The 18,755-nt window shown below is 44.3% G+C and carries 17 protein-coding genes; 8 read left to right on the top strand and 9 right to left on the bottom strand.

Going from position 1 to position 18,755, the window contains the following annotated elements:
• Positions 1–22 precede the first annotated feature (22 nt).
• Complete coding sequence (locus H6F73_RS01800; RefSeq protein ID WP_347239457.1) at positions 23–1,186, top strand: DUF711 family protein; 1,164 nt, start codon at positions 23–25, stop codon at positions 1,184–1,186.
• A gap of 36 nt (positions 1,187–1,222) precedes the next feature.
• On the opposite strand, the gene H6F73_RS01805 is transcribed toward H6F73_RS01800, so the two are convergent.
• Positions 1,223–1,894 carry a 2OG-Fe dioxygenase family protein gene (locus tag H6F73_RS01805; RefSeq protein ID WP_190757130.1) on the bottom strand — a complete coding sequence of 224 codons (672 nt, stop codon included), beginning with the start codon at positions 1,892–1,894 and terminating at the stop codon, positions 1,223–1,225.
• Positions 1,895–2,096: 202 nt separating this feature from the next.
• On the bottom strand, positions 2,097–2,858 hold the full coding sequence (locus H6F73_RS01810; protein WP_190757131.1) for an aldolase/citrate lyase family protein: 762 nt from the start codon (positions 2,856–2,858) through the stop codon (positions 2,097–2,099).
• Between the two features lie 350 nt (positions 2,859–3,208).
• Between H6F73_RS01810 and H6F73_RS27170 the strand changes: the two genes are divergently transcribed.
• Both H6F73_RS27170 and H6F73_RS27175 read left to right on the top strand, forming a co-directional pair.
• Positions 3,209–3,634, top strand: a complete 426-nt coding sequence (locus tag H6F73_RS27170; RefSeq protein WP_347239450.1) for a Uma2 family endonuclease — start codon at positions 3,209–3,211, stop codon at positions 3,632–3,634.
• A gap of 54 nt (positions 3,635–3,688) precedes the next feature.
• Positions 3,689–3,886, top strand: coding sequence for a hypothetical protein (locus tag H6F73_RS27175; RefSeq protein ID WP_347239451.1), 198 nt, complete (start codon positions 3,689–3,691; stop codon positions 3,884–3,886).
• Between the two features lie 131 nt (positions 3,887–4,017).
• On the opposite strand, the gene H6F73_RS27180 is transcribed toward H6F73_RS27175, so the two are convergent.
• From H6F73_RS27180 to H6F73_RS27200, 5 genes are all read right to left on the bottom strand, one after another.
• Positions 4,018–4,641: an ATP-binding protein gene (locus tag H6F73_RS27180; protein ID WP_347239452.1), complete on the bottom strand. Its 624-nt coding sequence runs from the start codon at positions 4,639–4,641 to the stop codon at positions 4,018–4,020.
• A 116-nt stretch (positions 4,642–4,757) separates the two neighbouring features.
• Positions 4,758–5,864, bottom strand: a complete 1,107-nt coding sequence (locus H6F73_RS27185) for a hypothetical protein (protein WP_347239453.1) — start codon at positions 5,862–5,864, stop codon at positions 4,758–4,760.
• Positions 5,857–6,354 (bottom strand): AAA family ATPase, encoded by a 498-nt coding sequence (locus tag H6F73_RS27190; protein WP_347239454.1) that lies wholly within the window; start codon positions 6,352–6,354, stop codon positions 5,857–5,859. The genes H6F73_RS27185 and H6F73_RS27190 overlap by 8 nt, the downstream gene beginning before the upstream one ends.
• Positions 6,354–6,740, bottom strand: a complete 387-nt coding sequence (locus H6F73_RS27195; RefSeq protein ID WP_347239458.1) for a protein kinase — start codon at positions 6,738–6,740, stop codon at positions 6,354–6,356. The genes H6F73_RS27190 and H6F73_RS27195 overlap by 1 nt, the downstream gene beginning before the upstream one ends.
• A gap of 3 nt (positions 6,741–6,743) precedes the next feature.
• Complete coding sequence (locus H6F73_RS27200; protein ID WP_347239455.1) at positions 6,744–6,917, bottom strand: hypothetical protein; 174 nt, start codon at positions 6,915–6,917, stop codon at positions 6,744–6,746.
• Positions 6,918–7,553: 636 nt separating this feature from the next.
• On the opposite strand from H6F73_RS27200, the gene H6F73_RS01830 reads away from it, so the two are divergent.
• The gene (locus tag H6F73_RS01830) at positions 7,554–9,599 is read left to right on the top strand and encodes an FAD-dependent oxidoreductase (RefSeq protein ID WP_190757132.1); all 2,046 of its coding nucleotides are present in this window, start codon (positions 7,554–7,556) and stop codon (positions 9,597–9,599) included.
• Positions 9,600–9,656: 57 nt separating this feature from the next.
• Here the strand turns inward: H6F73_RS01830 and H6F73_RS01835 are convergent, their stop codons facing one another.
• The gene (locus H6F73_RS01835) at positions 9,657–10,310 is read right to left on the bottom strand and encodes a class I SAM-dependent methyltransferase (protein WP_190757133.1); all 654 of its coding nucleotides are present in this window, start codon (positions 10,308–10,310) and stop codon (positions 9,657–9,659) included.
• Between the two features lie 417 nt (positions 10,311–10,727).
• Between H6F73_RS01835 and H6F73_RS01840 the strand changes: the two genes are divergently transcribed.
• The 4 genes from H6F73_RS01840 to H6F73_RS01855 all read left to right on the top strand — a co-directional run bounded on the left by H6F73_RS01840 (position 10,728) and on the right by H6F73_RS01855 (position 16,466).
• Complete coding sequence (locus tag H6F73_RS01840) at positions 10,728–12,167, top strand: serine/threonine-protein kinase (RefSeq protein ID WP_190757134.1); 1,440 nt, start codon at positions 10,728–10,730, stop codon at positions 12,165–12,167.
• 71 nt (positions 12,168–12,238) lie between these two features.
• Entirely contained in the window at positions 12,239–13,576 is a 1,338-nt protein-coding gene (locus tag H6F73_RS01845) for a type IV pilin-like G/H family protein (RefSeq protein WP_190757135.1), read from the top strand.
• A 60-nt stretch (positions 13,577–13,636) separates the two neighbouring features.
• Complete coding sequence (locus tag H6F73_RS01850; protein ID WP_190757136.1) at positions 13,637–14,830, top strand: serine/threonine-protein kinase; 1,194 nt, start codon at positions 13,637–13,639, stop codon at positions 14,828–14,830.
• A gap of 274 nt (positions 14,831–15,104) precedes the next feature.
• Positions 15,105–16,466, top strand: coding sequence for a serine/threonine-protein kinase (locus H6F73_RS01855; protein ID WP_190757137.1), 1,362 nt, complete (start codon positions 15,105–15,107; stop codon positions 16,464–16,466).
• Here the strand turns inward: H6F73_RS01855 and H6F73_RS01860 are convergent.
• Positions 16,459–18,726, bottom strand: a complete 2,268-nt coding sequence (locus H6F73_RS01860) for a recombinase family protein (protein ID WP_190757138.1) — start codon at positions 18,724–18,726, stop codon at positions 16,459–16,461. The genes H6F73_RS01855 and H6F73_RS01860 overlap by 8 nt on opposite strands.
• Between the last annotated feature and the right edge of the window lie 29 nt (positions 18,727–18,755).

Raw genomic sequence — 18,755 nt, forward strand, 5'->3', positions numbered from 1 at the left:
TAGGGAAAATTAAGGAGAGATTATCAAATGTAATTTTATGAAAATTAGAACGATTACAACCGGCATCTGCCTGCAATCTCCAATAGAGGAAAAAAGCATTACCCAAGCGGCTGAATTTAATCAGCAAGCAAAGGCTTTTTTTGAGCATCTGGGGTATGAAGTTCAAACAACTCGAATTGCGACAAATTCCTGGGCGGAATATTTGCCGGTTTTATCCGCTACAGAAATTGTCAAGAAAATTCAAGGACTAGAGCAAATTTGCCACAACTTGAATATTAGCTTTTTTAGTATTGGTTGTGTGAGTAATCTAGAGCAAATTTCTGTTATTCCAGAAATTATTAAAAATACATCAGTAATTTACTGTTCTAGTAACATTGGCGATGTTGATGCCGGCATTCAATTTGAAAATGCTAGAGAATCGGCAAAAGTTATTAAGCGGATTTCTGAAGAGACAGAAGATGGTTTTGGGAATTTTAGATTTTGCGCTGGGGCGAACTGCCGGCCAGGTATTCCATTCTTTCCCATATCTTGCCATGAGGGCAACTCGTCTTTTGCCATTGGTTTAGAGTGTGGGGATTTGGTAATGGCAGCCTTTAGCCAGTCTCAAAATCTGCCAGAAGCGGAGGCGAATTTTAAACGGATACTTGAAGATAAACTATCTCAAGTTGAAGTTATCGCAGAAAAAATTTCAGATAAATTTAAAATTGAATATCGAGGAATTGATTCATCCCTTGCCCCATCTCTTGACAAAACTGCCAGCATTGCTTTTTCTTATGAAGCCCTTGGTATAGGAAAATTTGGGAATCAAGGAACGCTGGCGATTTCTGCGATGATTACTCGTGTGTTGAAAAGTCTCTCTGTGAAACTTTGCGGTTATTCAGGTTTAATGCTGCCGGTTTGTGAAGATGCCGGTTTAGCCCAAAGAGCGAATGAAAAGACTTATAATTTAACAAATTTACTATTATATTCTGCCGTTTGTGGTTGTGGTTTAGACACAGTGCCGGTAGCTGGTAATATAACCATTGAAACACTAGAAGCCATATTAATTGATATGGCGGCTTTAGCGATTAAGCTAGATAAACCCCTATCTGCAAGATTATTTCCAATTTTAGGCAAAAAAGAAGGGGAAATGACTGCATTCAATTCCCCCTATCTTGTGGATTGTAAAATCTTTAAAGTTGAGTGAATTTGTTTGTCTGGCTGCAAATTACAGTTGCCGGCGCTATTCCTCTGTAAATAAGCTGGGCGCAGTCAGAACAAACACATCCCTTGTCCCCTCACCATCCGTGATCGGTTTGATAGGGGTGGTGAAGTGAAAGAACTCGTTGTCATTCACCAAAAGAAGTTCGCCGGGATTCAAAACTTTATTAAAAAGCGGCTTTTCCTTCTTGGCTTTATAAAGATGGGTTTCTCCACCTATAATATTGTGCCGGTCAACCGCGAAAATGCCAACAAAATTACACCCATCTCGATGAATCCCTTCCGGCGCAGGGTTGCCAAAATTACTCGGTGAACAGCTGGTTCTAATTTGATGAACAGCGATATCAACGTCAGGCGGAAGTTTACAGTAAGCACTAAACTCAAAAACCAGCTTTTTCAACTCATCTAGTGCAATCAGTTGATCATCAAGTTCAGCAAACCCTCTCTTGATATCTCCTAATAATGGGTTGTAAGCTTTGCTTTGGTAGAGGTATCCATGAGGCAGTTTAATTAACTCGTTTCCCGATATTTTGAACCGAGATAATCTGCGAGAGCGATATTTGCCTTTGATATAAGGATCAACCGGCATATCCACGAAAAATCGCTTAAAAGCCTCTAGCTTGATAGAATTTATACTTTCCAGTGCAAAACTGATAGCATAATCCAAATTCGGCGATCCCAATACAGTTATCATAGGAATTACCTCTGTTTGTCTTGATCCCTCTTCTTATCTTCGTTCCATGAGGGCTATATCTTCAGTATAGAACAGCAAAATTTTAATGTCGCTAGATAGGCTACAAAAAATGCAAAGTTATCATAAAGTTTTTTTCAAAGCACTCAGTAAACTCCACAATAGATAAAGCGGACGCTACTTTACCGGCATCAAGGTCACTACATTAACTCCTGACCGCTTTTACTAATGCCTCACACGCCCGCAAAAAGATAGCAACATCAACCCCAAGCGCCACATATTGAACACCGGCATCACGCCATTGCTTAGCAGTTTCCGGATTATCCGCAAAAGTGCCGGCAGCTTTTCCGGCATCCCGAATGGTTTGTACCGCACTTTTCATCAGCTCAATTACACGCGGATCGCGCACCTGTCCGGGAATTCCTAGGGACTGCGATAAATCGTAAGGGCCGAGAAAAATTACATCAATGTGGGGAACGCTAACAATTTCTTCCAGGTTTTCCACACCGCGAGTCCCTTCAACATGAACCACAACCAAAGATTCCTCATTCAGCTGATCGGTGATATTCGTCCCCGCCGCCGTATAGTTGCCGGCGCGCGTGTTGAAAGAAAGACCCCGCGAACCAATCGGAGAATATTTCGCACCCCGCACAACCGCTTCTGCATCCGCCTTCGTTTCAATTTGAGGCACTTGGATGCCGGCGCTTCCGATATCGAGTGCCCGTTGAATTTGCGGCCCATCATTTTTGCGAATCCGAATCACCGGCGCAAGTCCCACACAATCTGCAGCGCGGCAAAGATCCTCCGCACCCAGCGTGTGCAATGGGCCATGTTCCATATCAATAATCGCAAAATCAAAGCCGGCGTGCCCACAAATTTCCATAAACGCCGGATACGCACAATTAACAAATAAACCCAAAGCAAATTCACCCTGCTTTAGCTTTCTTTTCAGTTGATTTTCCCGCATTGTTATTTCTTAAAAAACTACAACCTTACCAAGCTTAAAATAAAACTTTTCCTGTCAATCCTCTCTATCCCAACATCAAATCCTTGGCAAAAGCAAACAACCTTGATAAACCATCTGTGTTTATCTGTGGACGTAGGTGGAACTCCTATGACGAGCAAAGCACATTCCAGTTTCATCTGCGGAATCTGTGGTTCATATAAAAAACTCCAAATCCTGCAAAAACCTATTCACTCATCTCTCAAAAACATCTGCGTTTATCTGCGTGCATCTGCGGTTTAAAAAAACAATTCTTGCAATAAAACAATTATAGACAGTTACCATAGCAATTGTGAGTTGTCCCTACTTCAATCATGTTTAAGTACAACCCGCTAGATTGCTTACCCTCCTCCGAAGACCTGCCAGACTCAGACGATACGCCGGTGGATAATGAACTACAAGATTTAATTCCAGGTTTGCTCAAAGCGATCCTAGCCTTGCTGTGGGCCAACCGCTGGGATTGCTTCTTTGGCGTTGGCATGGGAATTTACTACCAACCCAGTGAACCGGCAATCGTACCCGATGGTTTTCTTAGCATAGGAGTTGAGCGTTTTTTTCATGAAGACTTGCGCCTGAGTTATCTACTCTGGGAAGAAAATCGCGTTCCAACTTTAGTCTTAGAAGTCATCTCCCATAAACGCCGGGGGGAATACAGCAAAAAGAAAGAATTCTATGCTGAAATGGAAGTGCCCTACTATGTGGTTTATAACCCCCGCCGGCGTAAGAAACCGCCTTTATAAGTCTATTTTTTAGTAGATGGGCAATATGTATTACAACAAGGTAATCCCGTTTGGTTGCCAGAAATTGGTTTAGGAATTGGTGCAGACCGGGGAACCTATCAAGGAATCACACGGGAATGGCTGTATTGGTACGATCAGCAAGAAACGAGATTTCTAACGCCAGAAGAACGCATTGTGCAAGCAGAACAACGCGCTGAAAGATTAGCGGCGCAATTAAGAGCGCTTGGCATAGATCCAGATGCCGGTGATTAGTATTGAGCATGGATAATATCGTCAGGTGATGGCAATTTGATTCCAAGCGTTCACCGGCATCATTAGATAAATTTGTCGGCTGCAGGGTAAAGCACTCTTAGGCGCTGCTGATGTTTGTAAATCCGATAATTTTATCCCTTAAGCGGAATAGAAATAATCAACTCGGAACCATACCCTAGGGAAGAATTTACTTCCAATGCTCCTCCATGTTTCTCCAAAACAATTTGACGGGCAATCGATAGCCCTAAGCCGGTTCCTTCACCCACCGGCTTTGTTGTAAATAAATGATAGAAGATTTTTTGCTTCACTTCATCCGACATTCCCCCGCCATTATCCTTAATTGTAATCACAACCCGTTCGCTTTCTTTGTCTTGAACCGTTTGAATCGTAATACAATTAGGAAAATTTTTAATTTCCTTAAAACTACGTCTCTTATTTGAATCTTCTAAAGCATCAATGGCATTCGCCAACATATTCATAAATACCTGATTCAACTGTCCGGGGAAGCACTTCACGAGGGGCAAGTTTCCATACTCTTTCACGACTTCAATAGCAGGCCGGCGCTCACTTGCTTTTAATCGATGCTTGAGAATTAAGAGAGTGCTGTCAATTCCGTCGTGAATATTAAAAGGAACGGGACGATCACTATCTGCCCTCGAAAAAGTTCTCAGACTCGTACTGATGTTACGAATACGATCCACACCCTCATTCATGGAGTTAATTAGTTTGGGGAGATCCTCTCGCAAATACTCCAAGTCAATCGCCTCAATTTCAGCTTCAATTTCTGCTCCTGGATCAGGAAACTTCTCTTGATACAGGTCGCTCAGGTTAAATAAATCTCGCAGGTAATCTTGAGCCGGTTGTAGGTTTCCTAAAAGGAAGCCGACGGGATTATTAATTTCGTGATATCTTGCAGAAAACAGCCTTGACGATTGGGACAGTGGACAGCGATTTTCCAGCTTGCCTCTTCATTTAAAATCAAGACTCCTGTTTGAGCGCCGGCATTTTTCGCCACCACTTGCATGAGAGTAGTGAGCAACTGGTCGATCTGGATTTCACTATAGAGAACTTGAGAAGCTTTGATAACCGTTGATACATCTATTACTGTGGTACTCGTATTCCCTGCAATTGTTTGGTTCTTGATAGAAGATGAGGTGCTAATGGAAGTAGTGCCGGCCTCGAACAAATGAACTTGATTTTGTTGCAAAATAACAGCAAGCAGTTGAGAATAGCGTCGTTCTAAGTCGTCAATCTTCGCTTTAGCCCCCCAACGGGAGTAGGCATAGTAGGCATCAATTAGATAAAGTTGAGCAATTTTTTCTTTACCCCATTGTAAATAAAATTTTGCAGCCAGCTCATTTGCCAAAGCTTCTTCATTGAGGTATTTGTTTTCTTTAGCCAGAGTGATGGCGCGATCATAAAAATCCATCGCCTCAACTTGCTGCCCTAAAACGCGATGGCGCTCCGCCTCGACCAAATAGAACTTATGCAAGTGATTCATCAGGGCATACTCTGCCCATCGCTTGCTTTTTGCCTGATTTAATGCTACTTTTTCGAGCAGTAAAGCTTGTTTTTCCGCATCAGCCTCTGCATACACCGCTAAGTACGTTAGAGAACCGTAAAAATAAATCAGCGAATACTGAAGCCCTGCGGTTATAGCATCCGAATATTGCTCTGCTAACACGGCATTTTCCAGCGCTTGTTGATAGTTTTTAAACAAATAACCAAGAATCAACTTGTTGAGATAAACGCTACAAATCGCATACTGCACGTTATTAGCTTGATGCTGCGGTATCATGATGTCTTCATCATAAGCTTCCCCAACCAGACGGCAGGGATTATCGGTCTTGCCTCGCAAGTTCAAAACAGCCTGCCGAAAAATTTTCACGAAATTGAGTGCGTTTCCCTGACGAATCTCATGAATAGCGCGAGCAAAGTTTTCTGTCTCCCGCTCCATTTCCGCCAAGTCTCTACCCATAGAGTACGTCAATAACTACTTGAGCATTCTCCCCCAATGCTGCCAAAATTTTAGTTTTCCACTGCTCAACTTTAGCGTGAGTTTCGCTCAGCAATTGCACCATCAAATCTCGAAAAGCTTGTACAAAAGCACTGAAGGGAAGGTTGCGCTGGAATTGGTCGAACTTGCCTTTAATGAAGTAACCTCGCTGTCTCACAATTGGTTTGCGAACTTCGTTGACGACAGCGGTTTTGCCAATGCCTGAGAAACCGGCAACGAGCATCATTTCTGCGCTTCCTGCACTAACACGCTCAAATGCCGCTAGCAAGGCTAACACTTCGTTTTCTCGACCGTACAACTTTTCTGGGATGATGAAGCGATCGCACAAATCTCGTGTTGCCAAATCAAAGTTAGCTATTTCACCGGCATCTTTCCATTGGGATAAACAAATTTCCAAGTCATATTTAAGTCCTAGCGCACTTTGATAGCGATTTTCAGCATTCTTTGCCATCAGTTGGCTAACAATTTCTGACAATACAAACGGCACGCTTTTATTGAGGTGATGAACTGGGATAGGCTGCTTAGCAAGGTGACAGTGTACCAAGTCCATCGGATCGGATTAATTACAATATTGGCGGGTTTTAGGTCTTTGTGAATGACACGATGCCGGCACAATCCGTCAAGAGTATGGGCAACTTGAACCGCGATGGAGAGAAATAAGGGTATGGGTAAGCCAGAAGTTTCAGCGGCTTGCTGGCTTGCTTCTCCAATAGAAGTAAGGTAGCTATACAAAGAAATGCCGCCAAAGTCTTCCAGAATCAAAGCGTAGCTGTTATAGTACCTTTCCAGGCTGTAGGTCTTGATGATGCCAGGAAGATCGAGATTTTTGCCAATGATAAACTAATTGCGGAAGTGAACCAGTTCATTAAAGAGGGGAAACTCATTGCGAAGCACTTTGATCACGACTGGTTGCCGATCTATTTCCCGCCTACCCCGATAAACCAAAGTTCGAGTTTCTGAGTATATCTGCTCAATTATGCTGTAGCCCAAAAGATTAATTGTCGCGCTGCCCATAAATCCCCCTACTGCTTCTCTTCAGTCTGAAGACTTGTAGAATTAGCGTTCCCGTTTTCTCGGTTGTTATTCATGAAATTTATATTTTTCTTAATCTAACTTGACGACAAGATAATTTAATAAATTTACTAAGCTGTTTTCCCTAAGATTTTATAATTTGAAAACAAAAATTTGAGACTAAACGGTTGATTTTATAACCCAAATCAACTCAGTCGCCAAGCATAAAAAAATAGAATTTAAAAATGATTAAAAAAATCTATCTTATTTTTTAAAAAGATAATATTTTGAGTTACGCATCGGATTTTATTGTAGCAAACACACTTTGCAATTAAAATATTGATTGCAAGATTTAAATCTTCATTTTTAGAAAAAAAAGGATGGTTTTGTTTTGACGTTTAGTGATTTAGGCCGGCATCTCAAAGGTTTGGCTAAAGTCAGAGAGTCTAGCTTGAAAAAAAGACCGTTTGTAGAGCCGGCCTGAAGTTTAACAAAAGCAATTGCGCCGTTTAATTACCCTGAACGTACAAAAAGATGCCCGAATAGTACAGAATGATTTTTTGGGTGCAGGTAGCGTCTGCTACAGACGCGATAAACCTTGTCTCAACCTGGATGTACGCAACAAACAGATTTTCTACCATGCAGCGATCACAGAGCATTACCAAAAGACAATCACTGATTAGCTTAACCCTAGGCTTGACTTGGCTGGTATCCTTTATCCCCGCCGGCACAACCGCACCCCCCAGAAGCCCAGATAAAGAAGAAACCTGTGAAATTTTAGTCACCGGCGGCGGACTAGCCGGCGCTGCTACCGCTTACGAAGGTTTACTTGCCGGCAGAACCGTTTGCCTCACCGAAATCACCGACTGGGTGGGGGGCCAAATTTCTGCCCAAGGCACCTCTGCACTCGATGAACGCCCGACACAGCGGCAACAGCTATATTATCCTCGCGGCTATTTGGAATTTAGACAGCGAATCAAGAACGAATATGGCAGACTCAATCCCGGTGCTTGTTGGGTGAGTGAATCATGTTTTTTGCCTTCCGACGGTCACGAACTGCTATTTGGTTTGCTTAAAGACGCTGCCAAACGGGGAAAAGGCAAGCTGAAATGGTATCCCAATACTGTTGTTAAAGAGGTGCAAACGAACGCCTCTGGCAACTTAATTACGGGCGCAGTTGCGATTCAACACGAACCGGCTGCCGGTACTGCGCCACTCAATACAGAACCGCTTTCTCAAACGATTGAAGATGCCTATCGTTACGAGAATTCGCGCCGGTTTGATAAAACTATTATCCGCTTCGTTCCAGCAGCCACTAATTCTAAATCGAAATCCCCAAGTCCTGCTCCGTGGTACGTTGTAGACGCCACTGAAACCGGCGAATTGATTGCCCTTGCAGACGTTCCCTATCGGGTGGGTATCGATCCTCGTTCTGCCTTAGAACCTTCTTCCTCTAGCGCAGAGGGTGATCCCTTCTGCACCCAAGGCTTCACCTATACCTTTGCAATGCAAGCCACAGAGAAGCCCCAAGAGCATAAAGAGCCGGCTTTTTACTCACAATATGCCCCCTATTACAGCTATGAATTGCCCCGCTTAGCCAGTTTTCCCCTCGTTTTCACCTACCGGCGCATTTCCAGCACCAACCCTGATCGCAAACAACCGCCAAACCCGAAAGATTTCCCCATCGATGCCGGTGATATTTCCATGCAAAACTGGACATGGGGCAACGATTACCGGCCCGGAAACGAGGTAGATAATCTTATCTACACCCGCAACCAACTCGAAGAAAGCGGCCAGTTGGAACCTGGAGGATGGTTGGGTGGACTGCGAACGGAAAGTTTGCAGAAGGGTGAAGAAAACGCCCTAGGTTACTTTTACTGGTTGGTGGAAGGAACGACTGATTCCCAACTGGGAGATGGAGTCAAAAAACCGCATCCAAATAACCGTTTTCTATCGGGTTTAAATTCCCCGATGGGAACGGCGCATGGTTTATCTAAATATCCTTATATGCGAGAAGGACGCCGAATTATTGGCCGGCCTAGTTTGGCACATCCTCAAGGTTTTATGGTGTCGGAAGTAGATATTTCTCGCAAGGATTACCGGGAAGATTACTATCGGCTGAATTTGCTGCCAGAAGAGTATCGCAACTTGTGGACAGCCCTTGCCGGCTTAGATGCGCCATATATCATTACAGATAAAAAGCCGGTTGAGGAAGCGAAGCCGAGAACGCGTTCGAGTATTTTCCCTGACTCTGTGGGAATTGGTCACTATGCCATCGACTTCCACCCTTGCATGACGCAAAGCCCTCCAGAAGCTCCGGGCAATACAGAACGTGAGGGTGAGCGTCGAGGTGCCGGCACGGCTTATCCGTTCCAAATTCCTCTGCGGGCAATGATTCCCCAGAAAATTGACAATATGCTGGTTGCGGGTAAAAGTATTGCCACCAGTCACATTGCGGCAGCGGCTTATCGGGTGCATTCTTTTGAATGGTCTGCCGGCGCGGCTGCCGGTGTCACGGCTGATTTTGCCTTGGAAAAGGGACTCATGCCTTACAAGCTGGTCGAGCGAATTCCAATCTTTGATCCGACGCTGTACGCACTGCAACAGCGCCTTCAGTTGAATGGCAATCCGGTTGCTTTTCCAGATACTTCAATTTTCAACCGCTCTTGGGAAAATTGGAAATAAGTAAACGCCGGCAGTCAGACCTAAATTCTGACTGCCGGCTCTGTTTTTTTTCTAACTTTAGTTGGATTTTTTGCTAATAAATGCCCAGTAATTATCAATACCTTCTATAATTTCACCTGTTGCTCTTACTCTGACTCTAAGAGGAAATTTAATGTCGGCATTTTCAATTATTTGAAACCCTGCACGTATGATTAATTGCTCCCACATACTTTTTCCGAAAACGCTGTAATGATTTTGGTTCCTTTGGTGGTTCGCAACGGTATCGGGTGCCGGTACTTCAATATAGAGATAACCTTCAGGTTTTAAGACGCGATAGAATTCAGATAAGGTGTAATAAGGAAAAATGCTGTGTTCGATACAGTGCCGGCACCAAAGAAAGTCAAACTCAGCATCCCCAAATTCTAAAAAAGATTGATCCATTTCGTAAACTTCGTATCCATTGGTACGGCAGGCATTAATGTCTTCTTGACCCAAGGTAATTCCGACAGGTAGATATCCTTTTTCTTTGAACATTTCTAAAGCAATTCCTTGGCCGCACCCCACATCTAAAATTTTGGCTTGGGTCGGTAAATTAATTCTCTTCAAACAAAAATCAAACAGTTTATAAGTTAATCGAGTATGTTCCGGACTCGGCGGTTCTGGATAAATATCATCTCTGGTTTTTTGTAAAAAGTTCTCTATATTAGCGACTTGAGAGGGAGTGAGCTGCATAATTTAACCTATTTCCAGAAAAAGTAAGTAAGTTTTTTAGTGGTTGATCCTGCCGGATTTTTAGCAGCAAAGCTTAGAGGAGGCACCAGAAGAATCAGTCCCTCGATTACCCCTAGAAAGGGAGTTGGAGGGAGATTCAGCCTTAACCAGGAGTGCTATTTGCAACTTTTTAGACCTCCTGTTGAGAGAATCCGGGCGGGTTCCACTATGCTTTGACTAAAACGCACCGAACAAGCTTTATTTTAACCAGAGTTTTATTAAGAACCGGCAACTGTGACAACTTGTTTACCAAGACCGCCGCAAAGCCGGCAGCATCAGCCACAATGACTCAACAAAAAATTTTAGCAAAATTTTAAGGACGCCACGGCTGGGGAAGGGTAGATTAAAGTATAGATCGCTGCCGGGAATAGGCACAAAATGTTGCAAGCACAACAAATCTTACAGGGACGCTATCAACTGCATCGGCAATTAGGACACAATGCCGGTCGTCAAACTTGGCTGGCAAAGGATTTAAACGCCCCATCTTCAGAGGCATCTCTTAACGCTGCGCCCGTCATTGTTAAATTGCTGGCGTTTAGTCCGCAGATGCAGTGGGAGGAACTGAAACTATTTGAACGGGAAGCCCAAGTTCTTAAGCAGCTAAATCATGTCAAAATTCCCCAATATCGTGACTATTTTTCCATAGACAAGGAGATGGGAGCCGGCTTACATTGGTTTGCACTGGTACACGACTATATCCCTGGTTCTTCCTTGCAACAGATTTTAGATCGGGGTGAGCGCTTTACCGAGTCTCAAGTGCGCTCAATTGCCACCGGCATCTTAGAGATTTTGATTTACTTGCATGAATTAAATCCGCCGGTACTTCATCGGGATATCAAACCCAGCAACCTGATCTGGGGAAAGGACAAGCAAATTTATCTGGTAGATTTTGGGGCTGTGCAAGATCCCGTTGCTGCCGAAGGTGTCACGTTTACGGTTGTGGGAAGTGCCGGCTATGCGCCTCTAGAACAGTTTTGGGGACGTGCGGTGCCGGCATCGGATCTTTATGCCCTAGGTGCCACTTTAATTCATTTGCTCACCGGCACCGCACCTGCTGACTTACCCCAAAATAATTTACGCATTCAATTTCGAGATCGCGTTAGCCTCAATTCCACTTTTATTAGCTGGATTGAAACCCTGACTCAACCCGATTTAAACCGACGATTTAGCACGGCTAGCCAAGCATTAGAAGCGCTTAAAACTGGAAAATCTCTGCACCTACCTCTGCCAACGATTCCTCAACCTGCCGGCAGCCGTGTGAAGCTGAGCAAATCTTCCCTTCATTTAGGCGTTCAAATTCCTAAATCGGCCCTGTCATTTTATGGCCTCATCAAAATCTTGTTTCAATTAATTCTGACTGTCGGGTTTCTCCCCTTTCAGCTACTTCTCGGTTTTCTGGTATTTTTTGGTTTAATTTCTTTATTTGCTTCTGGTTTATTTTCTATTACTTTATCATGCTTAGTTGCTTTACCAATTTTATTTGCCGTAAAAGTCTGGATAGACACTACTCAAGAAATTGCGAACTTACAAAATGATTTTAATACCACATTGTTAACCTACTGGGGGCAGCAAGAGCTGGATTTTTATAAAAATCAATTTAAAATCGAGGAGCAACTGTTCGGCTTTGGCAAAAATCGGTCGGAGAGAGGGAAAATTTCAGAGATTAAAAAGATTACAGCCATTCCCTCTCAAGGAGTTATCATTGAAACCCAGAACGAACAATATTTATTTGGAAAGCATTTGAGTAAACCTGAAGTGCTTTGGCTAGCTCAAGAAGTTGAAGAGTGGGTTCAGCAAGCCAAAGAGAGGCAAGCGTGAAGCGAGGGTTGAAACAGCAAAAAGGAAAAATTTATTTCGCCTTGATACCTAATCACTGAAATTCATTTATTATGCTGCAAAAAAATCAGGTTCTCCAGAAACGCTATCAACTTAAACAACAATTAGGACACAATGCCAACCGTCAGACTTGGCTAGCAGAAGATTTAGAATTAAAGGAGCCGGTGATTGTTAAGTTACTGGCATTTAGCCCTCAGATGCAGTGGGACGAAGTCAAGCTGTTTGAAAGAGAAGCTAAAGTCTTAAAACAGCTTCATCATCCTCGAATTCCCCAGTATCTCGATTATTTTGCTGTTGATGAAAACACCGGAGCTGGTTTGCCTTGGTTTGGCTTAGTGCAAGAATATATTCCTGGCAAGTCATTAAAACAGCTTTTAGATGAGGGAAAACAGTTTACAGAATTTCAGGTACGTTCCTATGCCACCGGCATTCTAGAAATTCTGATTTACTTGCATGAATTGAGTCCGCCGGTTCTTCATCGTGATATCAAACCCAGCAATTTAATTTTAGGCAAAAACGGTAAAATTTATCTTGTCGATTTTGGTGCTGTGCAAGACAAAGCCACCGCAGAAGGTGTGACTTTTACAGTAGTAGGCACCGGCGGCTATGCACCAATGGAGCAATTTTGGGGACGTGCAGTGCCGGCATCGGATCTTTATGCGTTAGGTGCCACTTTAATTCATTTATTAACCGGCACAGCACCCGCTGATTTACCGCAGAAGGATTTACGCATTCAATTTAGCGATGTTGTAAACCTTAATCCTACATTTTGTCGTTGGATTGAAACACTGACCAATCCAGCTTTAGAACAACGTTTTAGCACAGCCCGTCAAGCCCTAAACGCTCTTAAAACAGGCCGATTCTCAGATGAATTTAGGGGAACTAACTCGCTCCGCAGCCCTAAAAATTCAGTGAGTTATCTTCGTTTAGGAAGTTTAGCTGCTCTCCAATTGTTGCTCGTTGGAATAACTAGCATGATTGTGCCGGCTTTCCTGATCTATAAAACATCTCAGCCTCGTCCTTCAGCAAGAGAAAGAATTGGTTCCATGAACCGCGCTCAGCAAGCCTATTATTGGGAAAATAATAGCTTTTCTGAGTCAGTTGATAAATTAGGACTGGGCATAAAAACTCAAACAGAAAATTACGAATATTCAACGCGTAAAACTGCCAATGCTTCGTTCAACTATGCGATAGCCCGGAAGAATAATCTCAAAAGCTATGTTGGCGGTGTCTTCCAAGTAAAGGCTGTGGAGCAAGGTGTTACAAAAATGACGACCCAAGCTATTTTGTGTGAAGCAAATTCTGTCGGCAAAACTCAATCGCCGCCCCCCATCATTGCTACTAATGGGGACAGACTCTGTAGCCCTGGTACAACGGAGGTAAAAAACTAACATCCGTTTACTTCATCAGGATTAATTCAACTAAATTGAGGCTGAAGGAATTGCGAAACTATGCTGCAAGCCGAACAAGTCTTAAGTGAGCGCTATCAGCTCAAACACAAGTTAGGGAATAATGCTGGTCGTCAAACTTGGCTGGCTGAGGATTTAGCAACACCAATTAAAGAGCCGGTGGTTGTTAAACTGCTAGCATTTGGCGGCGATGTTCAATGGGATGACCTCAAATTGTTTGAGCGGGAAGCCCAGGTTCTCAAACAGTTAAATCATCCCAAGATACCGAAATACCGGGATTATTTTTCAATAGATGATCGAACGCTGTGGTTTGGGTTGGTGCAGGAATATATTCCGGGAGCATCTCTTAAAGAACGGCTAGATAAAGGGAAAAAGTTTAGCCCTCAAGAAATTCGTAAAATTGCTTTAGAAGTTCTAAATATTCTGACTTATTTGCATCAGCTTAGTCCGGCATTGCTTCATCGAGATATCAAACCCAGCAATTTAATTTGTGGTGAAAATAATCAGGTTTATTTAGTAGATTTTGGCGCAGTGCAAGATCGGGCGGCGGCAGAAGGGGCAACGTTTACTGTTGTGGGAAGTTATGGCTATGCGCCCCTAGAACAATTTGGAGGACGTGCGGTGCCGGCATCGGATCTTTATGCTTTAGGCGCGACTTTAATTCATTTACTAAGCGGCACCGCACCCGCAGATTTACCTCAAAAGGATTTACGCATTCAATTTAAAGATAAAGTTAGCCTGAATTCTAACTTTTTAACTTGGTTAGAGCAACTCACTGAGCCGGCTTTAGAAAAACGATTTAGCTCAGCCCGCGAAGCACTAGAAGCGCTAAAAGTCCCCAAAGTACCTACCACCCCAAAAATCGAAGTGCTGCCGAGAGTCTCACCGGAAATCGAGAACAATTCGGGTTGCGGTGGCTTATTTTATTCCTCAGTGCCGGTGCCAGATGAAATTAAAGGTTGGAATTGGGGAGCATTTTTATTGTCCGGTTTTTGGCCTTTAAGTAATCGCGTTGGAATTGGACTTTTGGCGTGGGTTCCTAATGTTGGTTTCTTGATGGCAATTGCCCTGGGCGCTAAGGGTAATGAATGGGCGTGGAAAAGCAGAAAATGGCGCAGCATTGAGCATTTTAAAGCTCATCAAAGAGGCTGGGCAATTGCCGGCATCATGATGGGTCTTCCCATTACGCTGATACTTTGGGGCGCGGCTTATTTTATTATGACTAATTTATTTTAAAACATAAAGTAGGGAGAGTTAGATACTGATTTTCAATTCACTGCGAAACCTATGTATGGGCGTAAAGAAGATTGCCCATACATAGCGATTGAATGTGAGTTAAACCGACTATAAAATCCTTTTAAAAAAGTAAAAAATTAAAATTATTCTTAAGAGCTTATTTATCGAGGCCGATGTAAGTTAAATTTTTCCATGTTTTTGGGAATACTAGAGAAAGCTAAAAAAGTTAGGGCTACAGAAAGCTCAACAAAAATCTTAGAGGACGGGTGAGATCATGCTGCAAGCTGAACAAGTATTACACGAGCGTTATCAGCTTAAAAAAAAGTTAGGACACAATGCCGGTCGTCAAACTTGGCTAGCCGAAGATTTAGTGACAGAAACCAAAGAGCTTGTTGTTGTTAAACTGCTAACATTTGGCGGCGATGTTCACTGGGATGACCTTAAATTATTTGAGCGGGAAGCACAAGTTCTCAAACAGTTAAATCATCCCCGAATTCCCAAATACAGGGATTATTTTTCGATAGATGATCGAACCCTATGGTTTGGACTGGTGCAAGAATATATCCCTGGATCATCTCTGAAAGACAAACTCACGCAAGGAAGAAAATTTAGCGCTCAGGAAGTTAGAAAACTGGCGATAGAAGTATTAAATATTCTGATTTATTTGCATGAGTTAAATCCGGCTTTACTACATCGAGATATTAAACCGAGTAATTTAATTTGGGGGGAAGATAATCAAATTTATTTAGTCGATTTTGGCGCGGTGCAAGATCGGGCGGCGGCAGAGGGGGCAACGTTTACGGTTGTGGGAACGTATGGTTATGCACCGCTAGAACAATTTGGAGGGCGTGCGGTACCGGCATCGGATCTTTATGCTTTAGGTGCGACTTTAATTCATTTACTAACCGGCACAGCACCCGCTGATTTACCGCAGAAGGATTTACGCATTCAATTTAAGGATAAGGTGACGGTTAATCCGAGTTTTGTTGATTGGTTAGAACAACTTACAGAGCCGGCTTTAGAAAAACGGTTTTCCTCAGCCCGCGAAGTCCTGGAGGCGCTAAAAGTGCGTAAGGCAATTAACACCCCACAGATAGAAGTGCTGCCCAAACTCCTGTCCCCTAATCTTCGCAAACCCAGGCAGACTTGGGTCATGGTAAGTAAGTCTTCAGGAAATCTAGAAATTATCATGCCGGCACGCAAGATGGCTGGGTTACATTTAGTAAACTTTTTTGTGACTTTATTATTCTTCTTAATCTGGATAGGTTTTTGTGTTTACTTCGTAGATACCTTATTAATTATTGCTAAGTTTTGGCCGTTCATATTAATATTACCGGGCTTGTCGGTGGCACTAATTGTGTCAACAATCCGCAATTTTTTTGAATCTACACGGGTTGCCTTTCAGCCTGACAGTAAATTTTTTATAATAGAATGGCTGTGGTGGGGAAAGACAGTATTTTGGAAAAAGGGGAGACTTTCAGACATATTGTATGCCGGCTGCGAAGTGAGCAAGGGCGGTACAAAAGTTTTTTTGAGAGGAGAAGGCCCAATAAAATATTTATTTGGCCGGCAATTGAGTGAAGTTGAGTGCGCTTGGTTAGCGCAAGAGATTCAAACGTGGCTGAGTTTTAAGTAAGTGCAATCTCTGCATTTAAAGGCACGCAAGCATTGACCAACGATAGCACCGGCCCGGTTTGTTCTTGGCCATTAACCGCGAGTTCACTGTGACACAGAAACAGACGCTCACCGGCACGAGAGAGCAAATCTAACAAAATTCGCTGCAACCGGCTCTCATCCGCCTGAATGCCATCTTCTGCTGTCCAAGGGCGTTCTGGCCAATCTTTGAGAAACAATGGCGCACCAAATCGCAGCGCCTCCCCACTACTCAGCCACAGAGGCGAACCGGCATCCAACCAAAAGTGCCAGCGATGAGCGCGGCGATTGAAACGATACTGAAAGATTGTACCCAGTGTAATAGCCCCGCCCGGTGGCCACAATGAAAGCCGGTAAGGATTTGCGGAGATTGTGCCGCGACGCAGTAGTTGAATAAACTCCCCAACTGTCTCATAAAGCGTTAACCGTTTGTTGGGTTGAATTTGCCGCAACCGGCCATCAACTTGCCAGTAATGTTGAGCGATGTCAATCAGTTCCCGCAAGGCCGTTAGCTGATCGTAGGGGAGATTGCTGCCTCTCCACAAAAATTCCTGAATTGCGCGATCAAGAACCGAAACCGGCCCCGGAATTAGACGTTGTGCTAACTGAGATTTTTGCATTTCCAGCCATTGCAAAATTTCTTGGTAAGCATTGGTGGCGCGGTATCCTAGCCGATCCCACCGGGGAAACGCTGTCACCGGCAGCAGGCGGGGTTGCTCTAAATCTGGGTAAAAACAGTGATCCACCAACAAGCCGGCCCGCACTGGGTCAATGTTCGTAGAAAATGAAGATTGAACACTGAATAGTGAAGTGGGAATATTCTCCGGTATGCCTTCTTGATCAACAACGCCTGCCGGCTGCCGGCTCAAAATCACTAGCATTTCGGCAACGCAATCTCGATCAACCAAGCGCCCTAAACCCGGATAAACTAGCCCCAAAAGCGTTAGCAATGCCCGAACCGTTGGTGAACTGGCCAGAGGTCGTTGCTCGTTGAGCGATTCTACCGCAATTCCCTGGCTGTTGAGAATTTCAATTAAGCTATAGCGAGCGATGGCATCCAAGCCTGGGGTGATCACCGCAATGTCTTGAGGTTGTACTTGCTGGGTTTTGACCCCTTCAATAATGACTTCGGCAGTTTCTCGCAACAGTTGAGCACGGGAGATCGTTTGAATCGAGCGCACCGATTCTGGAAAAATAAAGGCGGAAGGAGGAAGGGTGAAGGTACTGAGAACCAACTCCACTGCCGGCTGACCCAGGCTGCTTCCCAGAGAATCTACAGCCTGCTGGGTTAAGGTTTCCACTTGACAGCGTGAGGAGAGGCCGGTTAAAAAATCTGGGTCAGCATCCAATCCCAACCTCACTGCACCGTTGGGATTGCAAGTAAAAGCCCCCCACGTTCCCTGATCCAGCAAAAAATCGAACAGGTAACGCGCAATCGCCGGGTACTCATCCACATCATCCGCCATGACTGCCCCATAGCGCCGCGTTAAGTGCTGCTGGTAAGTGGCATCTGGCAGCAGATGACGCCAGTAGAGTTCGCAAATAATCCCGTAGGTCAGCAACCCTCTTTCTAGGCACCAACCGCGCCAGCGCAGCAGCAACTCTCCCATGTACGGGTAGATTTTGGATGTTGGATTTTGCAACGCGTTGCCATTTTCCATTTCCCATTCCTCAAGCATTCCTGCTTCCAAGATGCGAGGAACGTCTTCAACCGGCGTCCCGCTAGCGGCTGCTAGCTGCAGTAAGTCCAAAGTCCGGCGAACGATGCGAGATTCGCTTACCCCCTCCTGCCTGAGAATTCCTGCGTCTAACTCAGGACGCCAGAGTTGGGTGGCCAATTCCTGTTCGGTTTCTGGCCGCAGTCGTAGGGGAAATTGTGCTCTCAGGTTTAATTGCCGGATTAATAAGGGCCAAAATAAAATGACTTCATCTCGAAAGAAACGCAGGGGTGTTGTGGTTTGCGCGGGGTATGCGCTTTGGGTGGCGGTTGCGATGCGATCAGCCAGTTCCACCCAGCCATTGGCGGCAAAGACGAGCACTGCCGGCGAGGTGGGCAACGGGGGATTCTCGATTTTTGGATTTTGGATTTTGTGGGAATTGGGCGATTTTCTCCCCCTCTCTCCTGTTTTTCCCTGCACCCACCGGCACAAATGCTCAACTAGGCGTGTCGTTTTGCCCGTGCGAGTCGGGCCGGTAATCCAAATGGAATCAGCTTGCACAGCTTTCTTTTGCTCCCGCTTCATCGGTTAACCTCGACTGCCCTCCACTTTCG

The organism is Microcoleus sp. FACHB-68 (assembly GCF_014695715.1).
GTDB lineage: Bacteria > Cyanobacteriota > Cyanobacteriia > Cyanobacteriales > Oscillatoriaceae > FACHB-68.

Bases quoted from the DNA above. Each gene is read 5' to 3' on its own strand.
- H6F73_RS01805 (WP_190757130.1), bottom strand. From the start codon at position 1,894: ATGATAACTGTATTGGGATCGCCGAATTTGGATTATGCTATCAGTTTT.
- H6F73_RS01810 (WP_190757131.1), bottom strand. From the start codon at position 2,858: ATGCGGGAAAATCAACTGAAAAGAAAGCTAAAGCAGGGTGAATTTGCT.
- H6F73_RS27170 (WP_347239450.1), top strand. From the start codon at position 3,209: ATGTTTAAGTACAACCCGCTAGATTGCTTACCCTCCTCCGAAGACCTG.
- H6F73_RS27185 (WP_347239453.1), bottom strand. From the start codon at position 5,864: ATGGGTAGAGACTTGGCGGAAATGGAGCGGGAGACAGAAAACTTTGCT.
- H6F73_RS27190 (WP_347239454.1), bottom strand. From the start codon at position 6,354: ATGGCAAAGAATGCTGAAAATCGCTATCAAAGTGCGCTAGGACTTAAA.
- H6F73_RS27200 (WP_347239455.1), bottom strand. From the start codon at position 6,917: ATGGGCAGCGCGACAATTAATCTTTTGGGCTACAGCATAATTGAGCAG.
- H6F73_RS01830 (WP_190757132.1), top strand. From the start codon at position 7,554: ATGCAGCGATCACAGAGCATTACCAAAAGACAATCACTGATTAGCTTA.
- H6F73_RS01835 (WP_190757133.1), bottom strand. From the start codon at position 10,310: ATGCAGCTCACTCCCTCTCAAGTCGCTAATATAGAGAACTTTTTACAA.
- H6F73_RS01840 (WP_190757134.1), top strand. From the start codon at position 10,728: ATGTTGCAAGCACAACAAATCTTACAGGGACGCTATCAACTGCATCGG.
- H6F73_RS01845 (WP_190757135.1), top strand. From the start codon at position 12,239: ATGCTGCAAAAAAATCAGGTTCTCCAGAAACGCTATCAACTTAAACAA.
- H6F73_RS01850 (WP_190757136.1), top strand. From the start codon at position 13,637: ATGCTGCAAGCCGAACAAGTCTTAAGTGAGCGCTATCAGCTCAAACAC.
- H6F73_RS01855 (WP_190757137.1), top strand. From the start codon at position 15,105: ATGCTGCAAGCTGAACAAGTATTACACGAGCGTTATCAGCTTAAAAAA.
- H6F73_RS01860 (WP_190757138.1), bottom strand. From the start codon at position 18,726: ATGAAGCGGGAGCAAAAGAAAGCTGTGCAAGCTGATTCCATTTGGATT.